This is a genomic window from Paenibacillus sp. PCH8 (assembly GCF_002968835.1).
Classification (GTDB): Bacteria; Bacillota; Bacilli; order Paenibacillales; family Paenibacillaceae; genus Paenibacillus.
The window spans coordinates 2,745,909-2,766,837 of record NZ_PKQK01000001.1 but is presented as its reverse complement, the minus strand read 5'-3'; the positions used below and the strand labels follow the sequence as shown (position 1 = coordinate 2,766,837).

General features: G+C 45.6%; 18 protein-coding genes. 7 read left to right on the top strand and 11 right to left on the bottom strand.

Going from position 1 to position 20,929, the window contains the following annotated elements; genetic code table 11:
- Positions 1 to 105 precede the first annotated feature (105 nt).
- Together C0Q44_RS11825 and C0Q44_RS11820 are read left to right on the top strand one after the other, a co-directional pair.
- Positions 106 to 1,431: an MFS transporter gene (locus C0Q44_RS11825; RefSeq protein WP_105407398.1), complete on the top strand. Its 1,326-nt coding sequence runs from the start codon at positions 106 to 108 to the stop codon at positions 1,429 to 1,431.
- A 110-nt stretch (positions 1,432 to 1,541) separates the two neighbouring features.
- Positions 1,542 to 3,029 carry a right-handed parallel beta-helix repeat-containing protein gene (locus C0Q44_RS11820; RefSeq protein ID WP_105407397.1) on the top strand — a complete coding sequence of 496 codons (1,488 nt, stop codon included), beginning with the start codon at positions 1,542 to 1,544 and terminating at the stop codon, positions 3,027 to 3,029.
- Positions 3,030 to 3,177: 148 nt separating this feature from the next.
- Here C0Q44_RS11820 and C0Q44_RS11815 read toward each other — a convergent pair whose 3' ends face one another.
- Together C0Q44_RS11815 and C0Q44_RS11810 are read right to left on the bottom strand one after the other, a co-directional pair.
- Positions 3,178 to 4,161: a sensor domain-containing diguanylate cyclase gene (locus C0Q44_RS11815; protein ID WP_105407396.1), complete on the bottom strand. Its 984-nt coding sequence runs from the start codon at positions 4,159 to 4,161 to the stop codon at positions 3,178 to 3,180.
- A 24-nt stretch (positions 4,162 to 4,185) separates the two neighbouring features.
- Positions 4,186 to 4,992 carry an alpha/beta fold hydrolase gene (locus C0Q44_RS11810; protein ID WP_105407395.1) on the bottom strand — a complete coding sequence of 269 codons (807 nt, stop codon included), beginning with the start codon at positions 4,990 to 4,992 and terminating at the stop codon, positions 4,186 to 4,188.
- A 220-nt stretch (positions 4,993 to 5,212) separates the two neighbouring features.
- On the opposite strand from C0Q44_RS11810, the gene C0Q44_RS11805 reads away from it, so the two are divergent.
- Both C0Q44_RS11805 and C0Q44_RS11800 read left to right on the top strand, forming a co-directional pair.
- Positions 5,213 to 6,427 (top strand): MFS transporter, encoded by a 1,215-nt coding sequence (locus tag C0Q44_RS11805; protein WP_105407394.1) that lies wholly within the window; start codon positions 5,213 to 5,215, stop codon positions 6,425 to 6,427.
- Positions 6,420 to 6,983, top strand: coding sequence for a TetR/AcrR family transcriptional regulator (locus tag C0Q44_RS11800; RefSeq protein WP_105407393.1), 564 nt, complete (start codon positions 6,420 to 6,422; stop codon positions 6,981 to 6,983). The genes C0Q44_RS11805 and C0Q44_RS11800 overlap by 8 nt, the downstream gene beginning before the upstream one ends.
- A gap of 85 nt (positions 6,984 to 7,068) precedes the next feature.
- Here C0Q44_RS11800 and C0Q44_RS11795 read toward each other — a convergent pair whose 3' ends face one another.
- On the bottom strand, positions 7,069 to 8,703 hold the full coding sequence (locus C0Q44_RS11795) for a DUF1593 domain-containing protein (protein ID WP_105407392.1): 1,635 nt from the start codon (positions 8,701 to 8,703) through the stop codon (positions 7,069 to 7,071).
- Positions 8,704 to 9,036: 333 nt separating this feature from the next.
- Between C0Q44_RS11795 and C0Q44_RS11790 the strand changes: the two genes are divergently transcribed.
- Positions 9,037 to 9,687 carry a hypothetical protein gene (locus C0Q44_RS11790; RefSeq protein WP_105407391.1) on the top strand — a complete coding sequence of 217 codons (651 nt, stop codon included), beginning with the start codon at positions 9,037 to 9,039 and terminating at the stop codon, positions 9,685 to 9,687.
- A gap of 34 nt (positions 9,688 to 9,721) precedes the next feature.
- Complete coding sequence (locus tag C0Q44_RS11785; RefSeq protein ID WP_105407390.1) at positions 9,722 to 10,279, top strand: DUF1697 domain-containing protein; 558 nt, start codon at positions 9,722 to 9,724, stop codon at positions 10,277 to 10,279.
- A 228-nt stretch (positions 10,280 to 10,507) separates the two neighbouring features.
- Here C0Q44_RS11785 and C0Q44_RS11780 read toward each other — a convergent pair whose 3' ends face one another.
- The 5 genes from C0Q44_RS11780 to C0Q44_RS11760 form a co-directional block, all read right to left on the bottom strand.
- A complete protein-coding gene (locus tag C0Q44_RS11780; RefSeq protein ID WP_105407389.1) occupies positions 10,508 to 10,951 on the bottom strand; it encodes an Hsp20/alpha crystallin family protein in 444 nt (147 codons plus the stop codon).
- Between the two features lie 191 nt (positions 10,952 to 11,142).
- Positions 11,143 to 12,345, bottom strand: coding sequence for an MFS transporter (locus C0Q44_RS11775; protein ID WP_105407388.1), 1,203 nt, complete (start codon positions 12,343 to 12,345; stop codon positions 11,143 to 11,145).
- A gap of 316 nt (positions 12,346 to 12,661) precedes the next feature.
- Complete coding sequence (locus tag C0Q44_RS11770; protein ID WP_105407387.1) at positions 12,662 to 13,621, bottom strand: helix-turn-helix transcriptional regulator; 960 nt, start codon at positions 13,619 to 13,621, stop codon at positions 12,662 to 12,664.
- Positions 13,622 to 13,830: 209 nt separating this feature from the next.
- On the bottom strand, positions 13,831 to 14,271 hold the full coding sequence (locus C0Q44_RS11765; RefSeq protein WP_105407386.1) for a hypothetical protein: 441 nt from the start codon (positions 14,269 to 14,271) through the stop codon (positions 13,831 to 13,833).
- A gap of 4 nt (positions 14,272 to 14,275) precedes the next feature.
- Complete coding sequence (locus C0Q44_RS11760) at positions 14,276 to 14,473, bottom strand: helix-turn-helix transcriptional regulator (RefSeq protein WP_105407385.1); 198 nt, start codon at positions 14,471 to 14,473, stop codon at positions 14,276 to 14,278.
- 251 nt (positions 14,474 to 14,724) lie between these two features.
- On the opposite strand from C0Q44_RS11760, the gene C0Q44_RS11755 reads away from it, so the two are divergent.
- A complete protein-coding gene (locus C0Q44_RS11755; RefSeq protein ID WP_105407384.1) occupies positions 14,725 to 16,311 on the top strand; it encodes a choice-of-anchor I domain-containing protein in 1,587 nt (528 codons plus the stop codon).
- A gap of 121 nt (positions 16,312 to 16,432) precedes the next feature.
- On the opposite strand, the gene C0Q44_RS11750 is transcribed toward C0Q44_RS11755, so the two are convergent.
- The 3 genes from C0Q44_RS11750 to C0Q44_RS11740 form a co-directional block, all read right to left on the bottom strand.
- Entirely contained in the window at positions 16,433 to 17,566 is a 1,134-nt protein-coding gene (locus tag C0Q44_RS11750; protein ID WP_105407383.1) for an MFS transporter, read from the bottom strand.
- Between the two features lie 28 nt (positions 17,567 to 17,594).
- Positions 17,595 to 18,413: a MerR family transcriptional regulator gene (locus C0Q44_RS11745; protein ID WP_105407698.1), complete on the bottom strand. Its 819-nt coding sequence runs from the start codon at positions 18,411 to 18,413 to the stop codon at positions 17,595 to 17,597.
- 166 nt (positions 18,414 to 18,579) lie between these two features.
- Positions 18,580 to 20,823: a carboxylesterase/lipase family protein gene (locus C0Q44_RS11740; RefSeq protein WP_105407382.1), complete on the bottom strand. Its 2,244-nt coding sequence runs from the start codon at positions 20,821 to 20,823 to the stop codon at positions 18,580 to 18,582.
- Positions 20,824 to 20,929 lie beyond the last annotated feature (106 nt).

Below are 20,929 nucleotides of genomic sequence, written 5' to 3'. Positions count from 1 at the left end.
AAGCGACAAACAGTATGGCATTATTGCCATATATCCAAAATGGGCGTAAAATGATGATTTGCTTTTCAATATACTCCAATTGAATCCATAGACAGGAATGGTTACGTGAACGATAAAATTGTCATGCCACTCTGGACCTGCTGCCTGTTCATCGTAGTGATGAACACCACCATGTTCAATGTTTCCTTGCCAGTCATTATTCATGATCTGCAGATCACCTCTGACCTGGGGTCCTGGGTCATCTCAAGCTATTCGATTGGTTATGCCCTATCGACAGTGATATTCAGTCGTTTGTCAGATCGTATTCCCGTGCGCAAGCTGTTGACGGTGGGATTACTGATCCTCGGATTATCTTCCTTACTCGGATTGTTCGCCCACAGCTTCGCAATTCTGTTGCTGACTCGTATTCTGCAATCGGCGGGTGCAGGGGTGATGGCCGGTCTCGGTCTCATCATTGCAAGTCGTTACATCCCGGTGGAACGGCGCGGTGCTGCCATAGCACTGATCTCATCGGGTAGCGCCATGGCTTTTGGTCTGGGCCCCATTGTTGGCGGACTCATTAGCGAGTACTGGGGCTGGAACGGACTTTTTGGCATAACGGTGCTGGTACTGTTCGCTCTGCCTGTATTGCTCTATTTTCTCCCGCGTGAAACGGTCAAAACGGATCAGCCTTTTGATATCATCGGAGCCATCTTAACCGTCATTAATGCGATCAGCCTTCTTGTAGCCATCACGCAGCAATCCTGGTTATGGTTGACGATTGGTGTGGTCTCCCTGGTTGCGCATATCCTGTATATTCGCAAAGCGAGTCTTCCATTTGTAAATCCACAAGTGTTCCAAACGCCGGGATTTACCCGGCTAATCATCATCGGCTTCTGCGTGCTGGTCGTGAACCTGGGCAATCTGTTCTTAATGCCGCTAGTACTTGCTGATCTATATGGACGATCTTCGCTCGCCATCGGTCTATTAATTGCTCCTGGAGCCATCGTTGCGGCTTTTTGCACGCGTTTCGTTGGACGCTGGATCGACCGATATGGCAATATGCGATTCATGATTATCGGACAGACCCTGCTTGCAGCGGTACTTGCCTTATTCATGTTGGGACTGGATCAGTCCGCTCTGATCATCACCAGTGGTTATCTCTTTTTCTCACCAGCACTCTCAGCCTCCATGGCCTCACTGAATAATGAAGCGTCACGTGTGCTGCCCAAAGCGCAAATTGGCTCCGGTATGGGCATGTTACAGTTGATTCAATTCTTCGGGGGTTCCGTGTCTGTAGCCGTGTGCGGAATGCTGCTACACAGCATTCCGGGGGTCTCGGTAGAGGAAGCTTATCATGTGGTGTATGCATGTCTGTTGATCGTCTGTGTTGCTTCACTCGGGTTGACCGTCTGGCACAGCAGAGCTTCACGCTCAGGCATTGAACCTTAATGTATTCATGAGCCGTCTCCTCGCTGATTTTATATGAGCAATCATGGCTTATTAACCCGTTCAAATCTGCTATAATTTATCTTCTAAGCTAAACGCAAGGGGGAAACAATTTGATTCGCGTATTTTTACTTATGATTCCGATTCTGACGTTGCTCGTATCGGGTTGTCAGGATCATAGCCAGTCCATGAAGGCACCTATTTCTGTTCCAAAGTCTGATCCTCAGGTAATCCATTACATATCACCTCAAGGAGATGACTCGAATAAAGGAACCATTCAATCTCCATGGAAGACGTTGCAGTATGCAGCCGACCACGCTTCGCCAGGAAGCACGATCTATCTGCGTGAAGGTGTGTATCATCAGAAAGTCAAAATCACCCGAAGTGGTCGTTCCTCCGGTAATCCGACTCTATTTTCAAGCTATCCTCAGGAGAAGGTTATCCTTGATGGTGAAGGCCTCTCCGTACGAGGCATCGAAGGGTTAATTGAAGTTGAACATGCCAGTTATATCACCATTCAGAACTTTGAAATTCGTAACTTTACAACCACACTTGGGGGCCAGGTTCCAACCGGTATCTATGTCCACGGAGCAGGAGAGCATATTCAGCTGTTGGGCAACACCATACACGCAATCGCCAATGATGCACCACCTGAAGGTCCCGATTTAAGGGGCAGGGATGCCCACGGTATTGCCATATATGGCACAGAGCACCCTATAGCATTGCGCGATATCATCATCAAAGATAATGAATTGTATGATCTAACACTCGGTTCCAGCGAGTCACTTGCAATCAACGGTAATGTCGATACCTTCGCCATATTGAATAATACCATCCATGATACCGATAACATTGGCATTGATCTCATTGGATATGAAGGTATTTCCGAGGATGACACGTATGATCAGGCTCGGAACGGTATCGTACGTGGCAACGAAGTGTACAATATCACCTCCAATAACAATCCCTCCTATGGAACAGACCTGCCTAATGATAGTAACTCAGCAGGTGGCATCTATGTAGATGGCGGGAAAGATCATATGATTGAGCAAAACCGGGTATATCAGAGTGATATCGGGATTGAGATTGCCTCAGAGCATGCCGGACGTTCGACAAGCAATATTACGGTGACGGATAACCTGATTTATTCCAACCGACTGACGGGCATTGCCATGGGAGGATATGACGAAGAACGGGGAGCTACCGAGGATAGCAAGATCATGTACAATACACTGGTAGGGAATGATACCCTGAATGCTGGCAACGGACAGTTATTTATGCAGTCACGGACGAGCAACAATACGTTCATGCGTAACATTCTCGTATCGGCCAGCTCGGATGTGCTGATATACAATGAATATACCAGCAATACCGGCAATGTGTTTGACCATAATGTCTACTACTCATCGGGACAACCGAAAGATGCTTTGTGGGTTTGGAAAAATAAAGCCTATTCCGGCATCGCCGCCTACATGAAGAGATCTGGCAACGATGCACACTCCATATATGTGAACCCGGCATTTATCGATGTATCCAATGGAGACTTCGGCCTTCAGGCGAATTCACCGGCAATGGCGTATGGCTACCTTGCTCCAAGGTAATGTTATTCTGATACTACTCAAGTGAAATTAGTTCAGTCTAATTTCACACAAATATAGGGAGCCTGTGCAATACGGGATCATCGATCCCATATTGTACAGGCTCCCTATGATTTTTGTTTGGTACAATCTGATTGATCCGATCCAAACCTTAACTTTTCACCATCTGTGCTGCATGTGTCACCCGGTTTCGTCCTCCGGTTTTGGAGGCATACAGGGCGTTGTCCGCATTTTGGAACAAGGTCTGTTCCGTATCTTGCTCTACAACAGTGGCCGCACCAATACTCACGGTAATGTTATATTCGCCCCAATCGGCTGAAGCAACCTGTGAACGATATCCCTCTGCAATGCTGCTCGCTTGCTCCTCTTCACAATCCGAAAGGATGATGACAAATTCCTCTCCGCCGTAACGTGCCACCACATCCGTACTTCGCGATACCGATTGCAGCAGCCCCGCGAGATTGCCGAGCACCAGATCACCGATCGGATGTCCGTACGTATCATTAATTCTTTTGAAATGATCAATGTCTACCACCAGAAGGGAGAAATAACGTTGCTCTTCCTGAAATAGCAGTAACTCCTCAGCCATCTTCTCCTGGAAAAACCTGCGGTTCCTCAGTCCTGTCAGCAAGTCGGTGGAGGCCAGCGTCTCCAACTGGTCATTCACCTTGATGAGCGCCTGCTCCTTGATCTTATATTCCTCATGTAATCGTTCAAGCTCCTTGTTCGCTTCCTGGGTCGCTTGATACAGCTCCTGCAGCTTGGTTTTGGTATGCAAAATATCCTTCTCATGTTCGATTCGCTTACGCATGACTACAACGACACAATCCATGACGCTTTCCCCGTCCCGTGTCATACGAATACCGTTGAGCAGCACCGGAACAGCCTGTTGATCACGGGTACGGAACGTGAAGTACATCTCGTCCACATGTCCGTATAGCTGGATGTATGGATAGAAATACGTATGGAAGAACACTTTGTTGCTCACCGACATGGTGGACTCAATATGTTTCCCCATAAGCTCGTCACGTTCGTAACCAAGCATCGTAAGAAAAGTTTGATTAATTGATTGTACAATCCCTGAATCAGAGATAGAGAAGTATCCACAGGGGGCCAGATCTAATTGTATGTCCATGAATAACTGCCTTTCTTCCGAGTTTTATGCGCTCGTCAAATACTCCTTAATCATTCGAATCGTTTCTTCCGGTTGACTGAGATGCGGATAATGCCCCTTGGCCGACATCTGTTGCAACCTGCTATTCTTCAGATGCGCGTGTAAGTAATCCCCTACTTCAACCGGGGCAATACTGTCATCGGAGCATTGTAGAATCAGTGTTGGTACAGTTGCTCGCTCCAGATCAATACGACAGTCCGATAAAAACGTCACTTCGGCAAATTGTCTCGCAATATGCGGATTTCTGGAGCAGAAGCTTTTCTCCAACTCTTCCGCCAGATCTTTTCGTTCCGGATGGTTCATCACAATAGGTGCCAGATAACTCGCCCACCCAATGAAATTCATCTGCATCATCTCAAGCAGTTCATCGATATCATTCCGATCAAAACCTCCATAATAACTTGGAAGATCATTCACGTAACGCGGGGAAGGCCCCAACATGACAATTTGTTTGAAATGTTTGGGGTTCTGAATCGATGCCAGCATGCCGATCATACTGCTGACCGAATGTCCGACAAATATGGTGTCTCGTAGTTCGAGTGCTTCCATAATCTCCAGCACATCCTGGGCGTATCCTTCAAGGTTGCTATATTTGACAGTATCATAATAGTTAATTTGAGATTCGCCAGATCCAACATAATCAAACAAAACCACACGATAGTTTTCGCTAAATGCAGGGACGATGTAACGCCACATATCCTGATCACATCCAAAACCATGAGCAAATACAATCGTTTGGCTACCTGAGCCAAGCACTTTAACATTATTTCTGACAAGCACATCCATCGTCATTTCATATCACCTCTCTGAGGTAGTATTCTCTAGAATTATTTTATCTGATTATTATATCGGAAAATGTTGGGATGTGGATTACAAATTATTAATTGCTTCTCTCATCCACCAATAATTCATTAATTATTGCTCTAAATATACACTTTACAATCTGACTACCGTCAGGTAAACTCAGTTCAACATGTCGCGCGACAAAGATAAACATTTACGGAGGAAAACCATGATTATTTCAACACACAGTCCAACACCTCAGCAACTCTGGGGAAGATCATTCATTTTTATCATGTTAGCTAACGCATTATTGTTTATGGCCTTTGAAATGCTTTTACCCACCTTGCCTCTCTTCGTCTCAAGTTTGGGTGGAGAAGCTTCCCAGATTGGGCTGGTTACCGGCATATTTATGTTTTCTGCCATCTTGATTCGGCCCTTCACGTCTGTTTTAGCAGCTCGAATAGACAAAAAATATCTGTTAATTATCGGTATAACCATCTGTGCAATGATGACAGGAGCTTACTACCTGTCGTCAGGTATCTGGATGATCCTCATATTCCGGGTCATCCATGGATTCGGATTTGGTTTGGCAACGACATATTTTGCGACGATTGCTACAGAAAATATCCCAAGGGATCGCCGAGGAGAAGGCATGGGTTACTTCGGGGTAGGGGAGACCGTCGCCATATCTATTGGTCCGTTGATCGGTACCAGCCTGTTGTTTAAGTACGACTATCAGAGCCTGTTCATGGGTGGTATGTGTATCCTGCTGTTGGCACTTCTGATGGCCGTGTTTGTGTCCAGAAAGCCGAAAACCGGAGTTCGTATTGAGTCTACGCAAACTCATGTACCTTCGGTCAAACTAATCGAAAAAAAGGTACTCTTCCCTTCCCTGCTCATTATGCTGGTCGGCATTGCAGCCGGTTCGATCATGTCCTTTGTGGCTTTATTTGCCGCCGAAAGAGGGTTCGAGAATATAGCCTGGTTTTTCTTTGTCATTGCCATCGCCAGCTTCGCCGTCCGACTGTTCTCGGGGAAAATGTTTGACCGGCATGGTCCAGGGTCTGTTCTACTTCCCTCCGCCGGGTTTGCAATTGCGGGATTGTTGGTTCTGATTATCGCCCAGAATGATGTACAATTCCTGGTTGCTGGCGCGTTATACGGTTTTGGCTTTGGTGCCATATTCCCGGCTATTCAGACCTGGTGTGTGAATCTTGTAGAAGAACATGAGCATGAAAATGCGATGGCTTCTTTCTTTAATTTTTTTGACCTCGGGATTGGCGGTGGCTCGTTGATCTTGGGCGTGGTAGCTTCTGCATTTTCCTATACGGTGGTGTATGCTATCTCTATAGGCATTTTTGTGGTATATATCTTGTTATATTTGGTATATTCCCAAAAACAGCAGAGGTATGCAGATCGCCAATTGGAGGTAGACATTGAGTAAAAAAAGAATCAAAGAAATTGCCATTCAACATTTTAATCGTCTGGGTTACGAAGGAACCAAGATGGCGCAGATTGCCGAAGAGGCTGGCATTCGCAAGCAGTCACTGGCTTATCATTATTCATCCAAAAAAGCGTTATTGCTGGAGTTATATGAGGAAGTCGTGCAGGAGGAACAGCAATTTGTGCGCAAATTCTTCAGCACGTCTGCTGCCCAAACTCTGGATCAGCAACTATATGCCTTTTTGCATGAACATAAAAATCGTTTCCTGACTCACCCGAACGTCGCTTTTATGTATGTCCTGTCCTTTATCACACCGCTGGAGGTGCATGATTTTGTGCTCGCCCAATATCGAACGTACCTCGGGACACTGAAGGAAGAACTGGCAGCCGTATTCACCAGACATCCCCATATTCGTCTGAGTCCGGAAGAAGCCACCTTAGCCTTTGTTACCGTGATGGATGGGCTGGATATACAGCTCGTGTATGAGACACGACAATCCTATGAACAAGCTTTGGCGATTACCTGGAATGTCTTCTGGTCAGGCATCCAGCGCTAACGGATTGATTACGATAGGACTACACAAATAAGAGGGGCGCCCCGCCAGCCACGTTGATGACTTTTGGGACAGCCCCTCTATTTCTTTATTTCACAGTTAGGATCACACGTTGATAATGCTTCAACTGATGCTCTCCATCATCCTGTACTTCGGCAACGATATGAATGGTATCGCCCGCTTTGGCATCGTCAGGAACGGTGAATGTCACAGCTTCGGTATCACTGCCCTGCATTTTTATCGTATCCACCTGCTCGTCCTTGGCAAGTTCACGATGCAAGCCAAGCTGCAGATCACCCGCCATTTCGGGCTGAACTTTGTTCGGTTCTACTTTGGAATCCTTATAGGTGTCCGCTTCGAAATATCTCCACCACGTATAGGTCAGTTGATCTCCATCCGGGTCTGTGCCTTCCGCGTGAAGAGTAACTTTCTCCCCAGGACTTACACTCAGATCCAACCCTTCCTTAATCGTTATGGACGGATTGTGATTGGCACCTTCGTAAGTGTCTGCAACTGCCCAATCTGCACGTGCTGCAAAATCATCCTGGATATCATCAAACCATCTCATCAGAGAATATTCGGCTTCGTACCGTTTGGTGTAGGGATCGTAATCAAGCACATTGTTTCTATACAGCTTATCGTTCACGACGCCAAAACGTCCACCCCAACCGCCGTAGGAAGGGTCTTCCATACTGCGCAACCCATTATCAATCAGGTAGAAGAAGGATGGAGAATCACCCTCAGATATAAAATCGTATTTGTCATATTGCGGATTGTTCTTGAGATATTCAGCACTTCCCCGCTGTTCTTCGGCCAGTTCGCCCTCGATCATTTTGCCGTCACCCATCGACGCATACATATCCATCAGCTTGCCATGTCCATCCAGAATGTTCTTGACCATCCAGTCACCATGAAGCTTGCTGTTCACTTCTTCGGCATGCATCTTCCATGCATAGGCAAAATGCCAGAAGTTCGATTGGTCGTTGAGAATGCGGATATCCGGCCAATTCTTCGCAATATATTCGTTGTAACTATCATCCTGATCGAGAATAATATACAGGACCAGTTTGTCGCTTACTTTTTTACGGACTGTCTCCCACTCAGCCGTATCTTTGTACTGATCCTCAATCGATTTCAGCGCTCTGGCTGTGGTATTGGTGCCACCCCAAGTCTGAACAATCAGATCTCGGGAATCATCGTCGAGGAAAAGAGTTTCGAGGAATTCGGAACCTTCCGTTTCCTTCTCCATCTCCCCTTTATCGGAAATATTACCGATCTTGGTCATCGCTCGAAGCTGATCCGGCTCCGGATAGCCCTCGGCATGTTTGGACAAGTTGGGATAGATTTCGCCATACGCATCAATCATGTCGTACACCCACTGTGTGCCTGTCCAGCGGAACGGTTTGATCCCCGCTACCTCGTCTCCAGCATAATGATACACCGAACTGGTCAGTACAATTCCGGCGAGGTCCATCTCATTGGAATACAAGAGGAACCGGATAACCGAGTTCATATCATCCACTTCACCGTCGGTTGTAATCACCGTTCTGCCTTTGGCAGCTTGGTTGTTTACGGGTTCCTGGGTTTCATTTTCGGTCTGCTCTGTCGCCTGATTCGGTGTGTCACTCGAAGTTTGTGGCGCTTTGGATGCGCATCCACTAATCACCAGAATTATACTGAGACAACCTGCGGCCAATCCGTTTAACCATGTTCTCTTGTTCATAATGCTCCCCTTTCTTGTGTACAGCGTGATGTTGGTGTCGGGATACGTACGTCCTCTGTTTTCTATCCTTAATATGGACCGTAGAATGCAAAAAAACCCAAACATCAATATGAATGGCACAAAGTCCACGCATAGGGATGTTCAGGTTTTGCCTGCCCGAAGCAGTAACAATCCTTATTTGAGTGAAAGTATATCATGTTCACATATGAATGTAAACGTATTCAATTATTTTTTCGAATTCATCTTTGATATAGTATAATGCTTATAGCCAAGAATCAAATGGATCGGCGTAGTCGTAGTACTAAACCAATTCACCAGGAGGAATTAGACACCTTGCAACAACTGGATGCGGCCTTGAGCCGTTTTGTGGAACAGCAGGATTTATATAATGAAGCTTATGGACTTTTCAAAAATCATGATCTGCGGCTTCGCGATCAACATCATCAGCCGGAAGTGGACACACGAATCCCTCTATCTCCAGAACTTCAGTACCTGTACACTCACTATGAAATGATAGATGCCACAGCCAAAGGCACACTCAAAATGAAAAATGCCGCCGTCGAGATCGGTGATGCAGCACTAATCTTCTTTGTCGCACCTGAACATCTGCTTCGTCAGCAACTAGGTTTCCGCTGGATTGGCATGAATGAGCCTTATGAGGAGTCCTCTACTTGGCCAAAAAATCACGTCGTTATCGCAAACTTTAACGATGATCCGTTAATCGTAGATACTGAATCGCCGAATTCTCCTGTATATGTGGCTTTTACAGGTGGAGAGCCTAATCGTGTCGCTGACTCGCTGTCTGAATTTTTCAATGCACTAGCTATCCTGATTGAATCGGCACGGAGCTATGCCGGGGAAGTAAAAGATGAAGAAACCTATGAAACCAAGCCAGAGTATCTGGAACAAGTGGAGCCTTTATTGCAGGATCTATTGGGAGAAGAGTATACTGTACATCTCTTCGAGTATCTGTCATTTTGTTAAAATGGTGAGTTAAAGAAATTGGAGGGTCATCCCTATGATCTATGTGGCTTTGCTACGGGGCATTAATGTAGGCGGGAACAATAAAATTAATATGAAGCAACTGAAAGAAACGTTTGAACAAGCAGGCATGCTCGATGTCGTTACATATATTAATTCTGGCAATATTATTTTTGCCGATCATCAGGAACGTGCCCATGCGAATGAAGAGATATCACAGTTACTTGAAGCGGTCATTGTTACCGAATTCAGCTTACAGATCAAGGTGATGGTACGCAGTATGGATGAAATTCAGACCGTTATCCAAACGCTTCCAGCAGAATGGACCAATGATGACCAAGCCAAAAGCGATGTCATGTTTCTCTGGAATGAAGTCGATGATGTGAGCGTTCTGGATCAGCTCCCACTTAAACCGGGGATTGGCACATTAATCTATGTCCCCGGTGCTCTTCTGTATTCGGTCAGCAGAGAAGATGCATCCAGAAGCGGCATGAACAAGCTGGTGGGTTCCAAAGTCTATAGCTCTATGACGGTTAGAAACGTCAACACCACACGTAAAATATTTTCATTGATGCAGGCTGCGGCAGAGAAATAAATCGGATGCAAAAAATTCGCCAATCACAGCACGTGCCATGTTGCTTAATCCGCTGTACATGCATGACTAGGCTGAATGCGAAAAATGGGAAAACTCATTGCAAAAGAAGCAGGCAGAAAACATCCTTTACCGATGTTGCTGCCTGCTTCGTCTGGCTTTTGCCAAGTATAGTTATGCCTATTGTTACTTCGCTCTGTAGATCAGTTTTTTACTTTATATAAGGATTGATTAATCAATCTGAATACGTCTGCGCGTAGGATCATCGCCTTGACGTTTCGGAATCTCAAGCTTGAGTAACCCATTTTCCAATCTGGCCTTAATGTGCTCCTCATCAATATGATCAACATAGAAACGTCGGATAAATTCACCAGATCGGCGTTCTCGCCGAATGACTCTATTGGAGTCATCCTTTTCCTCATAATCTTCATTGCGTTTGGCACGAATGATCAATTCACTACCCTCGACTTGAATGTCTATATCCTCTTTGGCAATGCCCGGAAGTTCAGCTTCTACCAAATATTTGTCTTCTTCCTCACGAATGTCGGTCCGAAATGGCTGGGAACCAGCTCCAAAAGGGGAGAGGAATGAGGTCTCAACCAAGTCATTGAAGGATTTCAACATGTGTCCGAATGGGTCTTCATTTCGTTTACGAAACGGAATCAGATCAAACATGAACATCATCTCCTTTTGTGTGGTTGGTTTATTGGTGTTGCTTACATTGATTATTATAATATCGGTGCCGAGAAGGCTCAAAGTCCGTAAAAGACGAAAAAAACCGATATTCTTTCACCATGGTTCACTATTTTAAAATAGATCCTTTTTTCTTTTATTTAGACCTTTTTTGACCTTCTGACTTTGTCTGACTATAACGAATGAATAGAGTTCGTAACAGTATTGGATTGATTTTTTCTCATTCCCAGCATCATGATTGCCAAAAAGACAACCAGAACAGCTACGAGCATAAACGGAATATGTTTATCCACCTGGTAGAGTGTCGTTGTAAGTAAAGGAGTAATGACGGCGGATATCCCCTGAATCGCTGCTACCAACCCCGCTGCACCTCCCTGCTGTTCTTTGCTGACCGCTAGCGAAGCACCTGCCATGAAGCCTGGCATCATCAGACCCGAACCCATGCCGAACAGGAAGAACGAGAAGTAATACATGGACAACTGATTGAAGACCAGAAACAGGATCATGCTTGCTATCAGAAAAAGGGACCCGAGCAAAATCATCGGACGTGGCTGCCATTTCAACCACTTCATCTGAACGACCTGCATGATCAACATCGCTGCTCCAGAGAACATGAGTCCAAATGAAACCATTCGGGCCGTCGCCGCCGGGGATAGAGCCAATTGATCCTGAAAATAAAATCCCCCGACAACCTGTAATGTCATGATGCCCATCATCGTAACCAGGCCCGCAGCAAGATACATTCGTAAACCGCGTTGGAACGGGTTTACTTTAGGCGGCTTTGCCTGAATGAGCGGTTTGGCTGCTGGGATTAACAACAAAGCGATAATAAACGCTGCTATCGCTATAAAAATTCCAAAATAAAGCGGCCATAGCAGACCAATGATGGTAAAAGCTCCTGCAATCGCGGGTCCAAATACAAGGCCAAGTCCATTGGCAGCGCTAATAATGGCCATTCCGCTTCCTCTCTCTTCCCCTTCTGTCACATCACCCATATAGGCCTGGGCAGAAGACAGCACGGCCGGAATGAACATGCCGATCAGACTACGCGTCACAATCAGAAGGGTAAGCAACACCCCTCCTCCGATCCATGTATTTAATCCCCCATACAATACCAAGGCAAATAATGCACAGCTAACAGACATCCCTATGAATCCAATCAATATGATTTGTTTTCTACCCTTCATGTCACTGAATCTTCCCCATACCGGAGCCATGATAGCCATCATAATGGACCCGAGCGAAATTATAAGGCCGGAATGACTTTCTTTCATGCCCAACTCTCTAATAAGCGGCGGCATAATGGGTGCAATCAGCATCAGACCCAACATGGCTGCAAATACGCTAAAAAAAATACTTCCTCTGATTCTGTTCATACTCATACACTCCTCTATATGTCAGTACAGTATCCACTGTACCTGGAGTATACAAGTCTGACAGAATCCCCACTGCCTCTATACGGAACAATTCACGGCAAGCCGGATTTATTAATCTTATTTTAAATAAGATCAACCCTTAAAACTTTACACCAGACCACTACGATTACAGTACCATCTTCCGATCGCTGTTATCACCGGATTTCCGTGATTCCCTTCTATTAAAGGGAGAAATCCGTTGATAAAGGCGAACGCTCCGCTTCTCCAGACTGGTTCTGCACTCTTCGTTCTCGTGTAAAGTTTCTGTTCATCTTATTTAATAAATTTTTTTCATCTCTGAGGGCTTCACGCCGAATTTGCGATAAAATTGCTGCGAAAAGGCACTGACATTGCTGTAACCGACCGCAATAGCGGCCTCGGTGACGTTATTATCCTGATTGCGCAGCAGCTTCATGGCATTGTCGAGACGAACCTGACGCAAATATTCGAAGACTGTACTACCGAATAGCGCCTTGAATCCTTTTTTTAATTTAAAATCGTTAAGACCCACTTGTCTGGACAATGCTAACAAGGATGGAGGATCTACCATGCAAGCCTCCATAATCTCCCGTGCCGTATGTAACTTCCGGATGTCCTCTCTGGAAAATCCCGCAGGGATTGGCGCCAGATCAAACAGTTGGATCATAAATCGATTCAAGATCTCCAAAGCTGTCGCTTCCATCATTAAGGATGATCGATAACGGTTGTTTAATTCCACAATCAAACTATCGATCATCGTTCGTATCCGGCTATCCAGTTGAAATACAATTGGCTTGAACACCTTTCGTCCCAACACCTGTTTAAAATCAATGGACTTGTAACTCCCCAGTTGTGCCGCTGCATAATTGAACAGAGACACCGGAATCCCCAGCGAAAAAGAAGTATACGGTTCCCTGGCCGGAGGATGGAACCACGCTTCGAAATCATGCATGAAAATGAGGGCACCTTGCCCAATCAATAGTGAATAATCCTGTCCAGATATATCGACATGCCGTTGACCCGATAAGGCAAATTGCAGCTCCACGATCGGCGTCTCGGACGCAAAATACGTAGGATATGGTTGATAATATTCGACCTGGGAATATAATATTTCAATGCCACTGTATGTTGTCACTCTTTTGACATTGCCGCTGCCCGCCTTGGGAGAGAGCAGGTACGTATGTTCATCTTGCTGACTATAAGGTTCCTGGGTCAGATAATGCTGATATACTACGCCTAATGTGTCATCTGTGCGCATGGGTGTTCACCTCGCCTATCACTGATCAGACTTGTTAGTTAAGACAGCCTGCACCATTAGTTGATAATGATTCTCAATTAATAATACAGCAATTTCTTTCTTTCAACCAGTCCTGTGATAAGATCAGATATGAAACCTGCTCATGGATTACTCCCCTTGGAAGCGCCTCGCCTAACGCCGGGATCATGTGGTCTTGTAAGAGAAGCACTTTACATTCTTTTCGCGTAGTATTTGAACAAATAGATGCCCAGTCCAATTTGGAATATAAAAACACTTGCCAGTACAGTTACAACAATCGGCTCTACACCAACCAGACTAAATACAACTGTCACAGCCATCAGAATATAAAAAATAGTCATGTTTGTTTTGTAGCCTGCCTTTTCCTTCAACCGAATACTTCGTTCATCCTGAACATCAATCTTCTTCTGTCTCAGCCGCTCCGCATACATTTCCTGATTGGAAGACTTGTTCAACCAGATTGCCTGCACCGTATATCCCAACCCGAGAACCAGAAGAACTGAACCTGCACCCATCAACAATCCCGAGATTTCACGGAAGGCTTCACTTTTCAGAACAAATCCACCAATACACATCATTACCAGACCCGCCATTGCCAGTAGTACATATACCCACTTATTGGTTGATCTCATCGTCTTACTCCTCCTCGTAAATGAAGATTTCTTCGATACTCATCTCAAAATAACGGGCGATTTTGAAAGCAAGAATAATAGAGGGATTGTAACGGCCATTCTCCAATGATCCAATGGTCTGTCTCGACACCTCTAATCTATCTGCAAGTTCCTCCTGCCTGATTCCTTTTTTCTTTCGTATTTCTTCCAGTCTGTTTTTCAATAACCTTTTCTCCTCCAAAATGTAAAGTTAACTTTCCATAAATATACCCAAACACTTTCCTCATGTCAAGCTAACTTTCCATCTTATACAAAATTCAACCCGAATTTGAGAACCAAATTCACACAATAGATAAAGACTCTGCACTTTTACACAATTCGCCCCGCCTTTTTACTATTGCTTAACGTTTCTTTCTTATACTGAAGCAGTTGTACATGCCATCACACATGAAACGATAAAGGGGATCTGGAACATTGAAAAAGAGAAATCAATGGCTTGCCGTTCTGTCGATGACTGCCATTCTTACCGCAGGAGCAACCAGCTACACATCAATGGCCCATGCTGCTGACACAACCAAACCTGCCAACGATCATGTCGTATTGCGTACGGCCATCCAAAATATGCAGGGTACGGTCACATGGAACGGGAGCAGTCGCAGTGTCGATATCCAGGTAGGTAACACGAAAGTTCAGCTTCCCATAGGAACGTCCTCAGCTACCATAAACGGAGTAAAAACTTCTCTGGATAGCAAAAGCTACATCACCAAAGGGACAACATATGTATCTTCCCAAACGCTAAAATTAATCACGGATCAATTGATCCTCGAACAAAATAAAACCGGCTTTGAACGGAAGGCCTCCTTCCAGATGCCCGGTGGCAAAGCAGAAATATCAGCCTCCACGCCGGATGGACAACGCCTGCTCGTAACCGAAGCGGATAATGGCAGTATTTCCGTGCTGGATATTGCTGACCTGGGTAAGATTAACGTGTTGAAAACCGTCAGCTTCCATGATCTCTCCGCCGATGCTGAGGTAACGAGCGTAACCGTGTCCAAAGATGGAAAATACGGACTTGCTGTTATTCGTACAGGCGATACGGATCATGATGCGAACAACGGATTACTTGCCATTGTGGATCTGACTACCTACCAAACCGTCAAAACGTATGAACTCGGTATTGGTCCTGACTCGATTGCAATGTCACCTGACGGTCTGCATGCGGTGATCGCCATAGAGGATGAAGAGCTGAATACAACTGCCAATGAAATTGACTATGCCAACACCAAACGTCCGGGTAGCATTATGGTTGTATCTTTTGCTGGCGGGAACGTATTGGAGGGTGAAATCACCAACTTGCCGGTCTCTCTGGACAATGTAGAAGGCGCCATCTATCCGCATGATCCACAACCGGAGTATGTTGCCATTAGTCCAGATAGCAAAACAGCAGCCATCACGCTACAGGAAAACAATGTCGTTGCCATTGTAGATCTGGAGACGAAAAAGATCAGCTCAATCTTCGCTCTTGGCACCACTTCACATCAAGCGGATCTGAAAGATGACGGTGTAGTTCAATTCACGGAGGGTCTAACCGCTCGTTATGAACCGGATGGAATTGCTTTCTCTGCAGATGGTAAATACCTGCTGACAGCCAATGAAGGGGACTTGGGCAAGAATGAATTTGAGGATGGTGTAAAAGCGGGCGGACGCAATATTGCTGTCTGGGATCTGCAAGGCCAGCGGATGTACGATAGCCAGAACCTCATTGACGAGGCAACAGCTATGGTCGGCTTGTATCCGGGTGATCGCAGTCCCAACAAGGGAAGTGAAGTGGAGAATCTAACTGTTTCTACTGTAGACGGCACTACGTATGCAGCCGTAGCTTCTGAACGGGCAGATGCCATTCTTTTCTTCGATCTTGCTGATCCGGTCAACCCAAACTACCTGGGTCTCATTCCTACGGCCGGTGAGTCACCGGAAGGAATTCATCGGGTAAATGGACGCAGCCTGTTTGTGAGTGCAGATGAGAGCACGGGAACGCTTAGTTTTTTCTCCAGGAAATAGATTGAGTATCCATGTCAGACAAAGACTGAAATGAACACTTTCATTTTCCTATTGAGTAGGAGGGGGTGACGAGCCCCCTGTCCTCTCTCTGATGGTCTATAATTACCTACTGCTCACTTTTTTAAAATAGAACAACGGCAACAAGGAAAGCTACGCTTACAGCGGCAAAACCCACCCAATTTAAATACAGGACAGAGGTCTGGCTGATAACAAACCCACCCAATCCAGATCCCAGTGCAAAACCAAATTGGATAAATGATGTATTTACGCTAAGGGCAATGTCCGGATTTCGAGGCGCCAGCGTAACCAGATATAGTTGCTGGGCCGGGGAAATACTCCACGTTGCTAACATAAAAATCATCAATATCAAAATTAATACCCAGAGATTAACTCCCGCTAGAGCGAATAACAACAGGGTCGCCCCTTGCAAAAAGAGCCCCAGAAAAATGGTGAATTTCGATCCCTTTGCATCTGCCAATTGTCCACCCAATTTTGAACCAACAAAGCTGCAAACCCCCGCCAGAAAGAGAACTCCGCTTATTTCCGTCATGGAAAGAGAAGATGTCATCTGCAAGAACGGCGTAATATAAGTGAACAGTGTAGCGTATCCTCCAATATAAAATAACGTGATAACTAAAGCCATCAGAATAGTTGGATTTTTGAGAATAGAAAGCTGCATGTTAAGTGTAATCTTTTCTTCTTCTTTGATTGCCGGAATCTTTTTGTAGATAATAAGTAACGGAATCACAATTAATGCACCGACTAAAACAAACAAAACTCTCCATCCAAACATCTCACTAAAAAAGGTACCCAGAGGAACACCCAGCACTAGCGAACTACTAAGTCCCATTAAAATGATACCGATAGCATTACCTCTTTTTTCTTTCTCAACGAGTCTTGTTGCTACGGCCATGGCTACAACGGTAGCGATTCCTCCGCTGGCCCCTTGAATAATTCGTATCCATATTACCGTTTCATAAGTAAGATCTGCAAACATAAGTCCGTTGCTGGCAATAAACACACCAAGCGTGATCAGCAGCAGCTTCTTACGATCCGTATTGATCGTGAGTGTAATCAAAATAGGCGCGACAATGGCCGCTGCAAGAGCAAACACTGTCACCAGTAATCCAACTTCAGAAGTGGATACTCCCAGGTCGACAGCGATTATTTCAATGACTCCTGTAATAATATATTCAATAGTCCCGATCAGAAAAACAGCCAGTGCCAGGACATAGATGATTCCTTTATTTTTCATTTTACTTTACTCCACCTTTTTCCATGATCTATTTTGTTTGTATTGGTATTTGTATTTCGATGAATTGTGCATCTTGTTCTGGGGATAACGGTAAATAGAGTTCTCTGCCCAATTCGTTTTCCTTGATCTGATAGTTATTGCTCTCAATCCATTTCGCTAAATGAACACAGGCGGCAACATCAAACTTGGAACTCGAATGAAAAGCCATGGCGGCCATCATCGGTTCAGCAGGAAGCGTCCGTACCTGAAATGGCTCTGGGGGTGATTGTAGCTCACTGGTTAAAAAGTAGCCGACTTCGAACTCAAACTCATCCTCTTTTCCTTCAATATCTTTCCACAGAACAACCTGAGGTCCTTGGATGAGCTGGCGAATTTCCGTTGTTAAGAACCGATCCAATTGACGGAATAATGCTGGAATGTCGTCTTCTCTTCCAATGGCTTTTTGAAACAGAAATGATTGAGCAGCTTCTGCTTTGATGCGGATCTCTTGGCCCGTTTCGAATTGTCCCTCTGTTTCGATAAGATGCATACGTTCCTCAATCCTGACGAGTTTGGCTCGTTCCGTATCCATAATCTGTTGGATTTCACTTCTTTTCAGCTTAAACATACCTTGAATATTCTCGAGCGTAATATCTTCCTGAAGGAGCTGTGTGATCTGAGGCAATGTAAAACCCAATTCCTTAAACATTAAAATTCGATTAAGCTCAAGAAGCTGATCTGCGGCATAGTATCGATATCCTGTATTGTGATCTACCTTTCTCGGCTTGAGTATGCCGATCTGGTCGTAATAACGCAGTGTTTTCAAGGAAACCTTACTTAATCTGGAAAACGCACTGATTTTGAACAAAACATCATCTCCAATCCATAACATAATCTGAGTATACAGCTTCCCGTGCAGGGGAAAGTCAAGAGTCTAAGTAACACAATAACAATAAACCACAGCAAAGAGGACATGAGAATGCAATCTCCTGTCCTCTTCATCATCATTTTAAGCTAAATCACTCTGAATTTCATTATTCCCAGAAGAAACCGCCTGCGAACACTTTTTCCGTCAACAGTTTGTACGTTTCTGCAGGCAATTCTTTTTTCATCTTCGCCATAACAGCTTCTTTGCCTTGATTATATTGTGTGGACATGCCAATCTCTGCCGTTGTATTGCTTGCATCCAGACGCATAATTGGGGCTTGGGCATCTTTCGTCCAAGGTGTCCACGCTGCCAGTTCCGATGATCCACCCGTACCCGGATTACCTGTGTACAAGAACTGTTTCAGGTACGCTGCCATCGCAGCAGACAACTGCTCGCGTCCTGGTTTGTTCGCATCGCTAAAGTATCCCTCAGGGAAATAGGCAGCAATTCCGTCTGCATGTCCTGTATAGAAGTCCATATCCGCACCATGTGGTGAGCCCAGTAATGTAAGCAAACGCTCAGAGATAACCCCGGGTTGCGTACCCCACGCAAAACGATAGGCATATACCGGTGGCTGACCTGCTTCACTTGTTAATTGCTCTGCTACACGCTCTGCATTAAAGCCTGCATAAGCTTCGCTACCGTATTTCAGAGCAGCCGCATATTGCTCTGACTTGGTTTTGTCCGTAAACAGAGTTCCGTCCGTAATGGATGGAGCGAAGTTTGGATCGCCGAAGGCAAAGCCGGAGAATTCGGTTTCCAGGCTGCCGAGCAATACAGGGACTTTCGTGTACTTGCCATCGTTAATCACACCAAAGCCTTCTTTGGGGATCACTGTGCCATCACGGAACAGATGCGGGAATGGTTGCATACGGATGGCTGTTGCACCAAATGCAGTAACCAGTTTGTCCGCAGGCAATGCACGTAGGTAGCTTTCCAGCTGTGCCGGAGATTGCTTGCCAATCCACGCTTTTGCTTCTTCTGCAGTAGCCGCTTTCCCCTCTTGTACGAGTAATTTCACAAGTACATCTTCGGATTTTTGCTCGCCTTCTTCTGGTGCTGCTGTCGTCAATCCTCCGCTGAAAGCAACTGCTTTTTGATACAGTCCTTTGCTAAGTGGAGAGATCAGGGTTGCCAACACATCACGCGCACCAGCAGATTGTCCGGCTAATGTAACATTGCCTGTATCTCCGCCAAACCCTTCAATGTTATCTTGTACCCACTCCAACGCACGGAATGCATCGAGCAGACCGTAGTTACCGGAGTCATCCAAGGCATTGCCAGTTTTCAGCGCTGCATTCTCGAAAAACCCAAGTGCTCCTAATCTGTAGTTCACGGAGATGATGATGCTGTTGGTGCTCCGTGCAAGCTGTTCACCCTGAAAATCTTTGCCTGATCCGGTCATATTCCCGCCGCCGTGCAGGAACACCATAACCGGAAGTTTCGAACTGGTTGTGTCGGGACGCCAGATATTGAGATACAACGAATCCTCACTGCCCACTGTATTCTTACCCGAGATCTGCATGCTGTTTGCTGCAAATTCTTTGGCTGATTTCGTTCCTGTCCACGCTTCCGGTTCTTGCGGGGCTTTCCAGCGCAGTTCACCTACCGGAGGTGCCGCGTATGGAACACCGAGCCAGCCAAGCGTGCCATATTGCTCATAATTTTTGCCATCAATCGCACCGTATTGGGTCTGTTGCACCGTTTGAGGTTTAAACGCCCCAGCTTCTTTATGTTTCAACCAGCTCTGTTCCAAGGTTCCACTGCCATTCTTGAGCTGCGCCTGCAAAGCCTGTGCGGTTGCCTCCGCCATCAAGCGATTGGTAAGCTCACTCGCTCCCTTCCCTTGAAGCGCCTTGATTCCTTTTTTAGCGGCATAGGTGGAAGCCTCTCCTTGCTCATAATCCGTACCCGCTTCGTATCCAAGCACCTTCAGCAGCATTTCGGCATAGCCTTCCGCTGTAAGTGGTGCATTAGGTTCAAACTTCTCCGTTCCTGTTACGATCTCAGCCACATACGGATGCTGCTTCAAGTAGCCAACGACCGGTTGCAATACTTTGCCTGCCTGAGACGCATCGTCATACGTTTCCGTTCCCCGATAAGCGAGTGCCTCTTTCTCCAATCCGGACAAACGCAAGTAAAGTACTGCCGCCTGAATGCGTGTAGCCTTTTTGTTCAGATATGCCGAATTAACGCCTTGACCGTTGCCTCGAATAAGCTCGGCTTGGATCAGCTTGTCCATCGCTGCTGAAGAAGAGGATACTGTGTTACCTGCTGCATATGCTGGCAGAGCGGATACACATAACCCCAGAATCGTTGCTACGGCAATCGAACGTTTAATGGTTTTCATGTCATAAATCTCCTCGCTGTCAAATAGTGTGTGATAGGAAAATTTCATTGCAAATGAGTATCTTTGAATCAGTATTCCAATGTTTGAATGAGTCTATTTCTCTATA